The organism is Geobacillus sp. PK12, from assembly GCF_004123125.1.
GTDB classification, from domain to species: domain Bacteria; phylum Bacillota; class Bacilli; order Bacillales; family Anoxybacillaceae; genus Geobacillus; species Geobacillus zalihae.
In genome coordinates this window covers 1-2,733 of sequence record NZ_SDKL01000017.1, presented here as the reverse complement: position 1 = coordinate 2,733, position 2,733 = coordinate 1, and the positions used below count along the sequence as shown (strand labels likewise).

Below are 2,733 nucleotides of genomic sequence, written 5' to 3'. Positions count from 1 at the left end.
ATGACGCGGTGGTGCTGCTGGCTTGGAAGGCGGATCAGCCGATGGCGCCGGAACATCTTCATTGCATCTTGAGCACCGACCGGGAACTCGGGGACGAAGACATCTTGCGTTACTATGCTCAGCGTTGGACGATCGAGTGCTTTTTCCGGCAGGCGAAAGATCAACTGAAGCTGGATGGATACCAGGTCCGTCACGTTCGGGCGGTAAAACGGTATTGGGTGACCGTTTTATTGGCTTGCGTGTACAGCATCTCCGAATCCCGACAAAACCTCTCCACCGGGCTGGAGCTTCTTCGGTCGCGGAAAGGCCATAGCGTCATAGAGTTCATTTATGACGCTGCAAAGCAAGAGATTCCTATTGATGTGATCAAAAAACAGCTCCGTATCGCATAAGGGGTACCCTGTTTGTCTCTCTAATCATGGAAATTATTGTAATGAAAAATGCTCATCTACAGTTATTTAATTTATATAAGTTGCAATAAAGATTTTCCGATTGTTCGATTCTGTTTTCCTTCATAACAAGTCATTTTGATAGAATGCGGTGGGCGCTCTACTGGATGTAAAACAAAGTTTCAACTTATATACATTATTAAAAAAATCGTACAAACCAGAAAAAACAGCATTAGAAAGTAACGTTTTCTTATTTATTATCTGATAATACCATAGTTACGATATACCTATTCTTTTTCAATTTGTCGATCCTACCCCTCTCTTATCCTAGTTATATATGCGATTAGCCATTGTAAACAAAAGAAAGGTTTTAAAATAAATATTGACCGCTGATATTTGGGATGATAAGATAATAAAAAAACATATTATTCCTATTTAAATAGTATGAATTAAAAAGGATAAATTAATTTAGTTGTATTGAATTGTAAAAAATCTTCATTGAGTGGAGAGGAGAATTAAATTTGATGAAGTTTTTGCAAATTGCCAGCGGAAAAGAATTTTTGGCGACTTCCATGCACTATCCTGATTCGCTTTTTCCAGTGGAAGAAATTCCTATTGTGATCATTTGTCACGGATTTATTAGTACACGTATAGGAATCGATAGGTTGTTTGTGCAAACTGCACATTATCTGGCTTCGCGAGGAATGTTAGTAGTGCGATTTGATTATGCCGGATGCGGAGAAAGCAGCGGGGAGTATGGAGATAATAGATTGGAAGATTTAATCGACCAGACGAGAAGTGTAATTGATTATGTCAAGAACATAGAATCGTTCAAGAATAATCCAATCATTCTTCTCGGTCATAGTTTAGGTGGCGCAGTCGCATTGCTTACAGCAACGATAGATACGAGGGTTGATTCTTTGATACTTTGGGCTCCGTCTGCTAATCCCTATGATGATATCACCCGAATTGTAAGAACACAAACAAAGATATCTAATTTGGATGGAAGCATCGATTATTGTGGATATCGATTAGGTTCTCATTTTTTTGAATCTTTATCACATTACCATCCATTGCAAGAGGCAAAGAAGTTTCCTGGAAATGTGTTAGTGGTACATGGAACAAATGATGAAGTAATTCCTGTTGAATATTGCGATTCATATGATCAAGCTTTTAAATTCCGTAAGAAAGGGAATTGCGAGAAGGAAGTGATTGCAGGAGCTAATCATACATTCTCATCACTCTTACATCGACAAATACTTTTGCAGATAACAAGCGACTGGCTAGAAAAAGAATTATCCCTAATTGAAACTAATTAGTCATCCAAGAGCTCTTGAGTGCGTCTACATTCAGGAGCTTTTTGTTTTCAGATTCAAAAAAGAGGGGGAGAGAAACATGAATATTGATTATATTGAAGCGTTTATGTATGTCGTTCATTTTAACAGCATTCATAAAGCAGCCGACGCGTTGTTTTTATCGCAGCCAACGGTTACGGCGCGGATCAAAGCATTGGAGCGCGAATTGGATACAGAACTGTTTGAACGGCAAGGCAGGAGTATTGTACTTACAGAAAAAGGGAAAATGTTTGTTCCGTATGCCGAGCAGATTCTCCGCACCTTCCATCAGGGGAAAAAACAACTGAAAAAAAGAGCGGACGAGGAAGAGGTTGTCATTGGAGCCAATCTCATTGCATCCCAATATTTTATTCCGTTCGCACTGCCGCTCTGGAAAAAAGCACATCCGGATCTTCGTTTTAAGTTTATTTCAGCGTCTAATGAGGTGCTAATGGATAAGCTGCTTCAAAAGCAGATTGATGTGGCGTTCATGAAAGAAGTGTCGCATCATTCGCTGCAGCATAAACCGCTCCTTGACAATTCGATACGGCTTGTTGTAAAGCCAGGACATCCATTTCAGTTTCAGTCAAAGTTGTCCGCGCGGCAGCTCGCACTTGAACCGATAGTGTTTTTTGAGTGCGGTGCATTTGACTGGAATCGCGTTCACAAAATCTTTGAAGTAGAGAACGTGGAGCCGCGAATTGAATTTCAGGTGGATCATCTCGAAGTGGCAAAATCGCTCATTCAAAGTGGATGTGGGATCGGATTTTTGCCTTATTTATGCATAAAAAATGAACTGGCAACTGGCCAGCTTGCGGAAGTCAATGTCGCTCATTTGATGATGCTGAAACAGTATATTCATGGAATATATTATGGCTCTGAGCCCCCTTTTATATGGAATACCATTCTTTCATCTGTTGAAAAGTTTGCAAAAAATGCAATTACGCCGGTATCACAAACGAATTGATCAGGCGTGTTGATTATCCAATAAAATCCAAAGGGTATAGAAA

The 2,733-nt window shown here is 39.9% G+C and carries 3 protein-coding genes; all 3 read left to right on the top strand.

Annotation, left to right across the window (positions count from 1 at the left end; translation table 11 throughout):
• A partial coding sequence (locus ETR37_RS07845; RefSeq protein WP_164977990.1) for a transposase occupies positions 1-392 on the top strand: 392 nt, incomplete at its 5' end.
• Positions 393-913: 521 nt separating this feature from the next.
• Complete coding sequence (locus ETR37_RS07840) at positions 914-1,708, top strand: alpha/beta hydrolase family protein (RefSeq protein WP_033006133.1); 795 nt, start codon at positions 914-916, stop codon at positions 1,706-1,708.
• 76 nt (positions 1,709-1,784) lie between these two features.
• A complete protein-coding gene (locus ETR37_RS07835) occupies positions 1,785-2,690 on the top strand; it encodes a LysR family transcriptional regulator (RefSeq protein ID WP_033006131.1) in 906 nt (301 codons plus the stop codon).
• Positions 2,691-2,733: the final 43 nt, after the last annotated feature.

Bases quoted from the DNA above. Each gene is read 5' to 3' on its own strand.
- ETR37_RS07840 (WP_033006133.1), top strand. From the start codon at position 914: ATGAAGTTTTTGCAAATTGCCAGCGGAAAAGAATTTTTGGCGACTTCC.
- ETR37_RS07835 (WP_033006131.1), top strand. From the start codon at position 1,785: ATGAATATTGATTATATTGAAGCGTTTATGTATGTCGTTCATTTTAAC.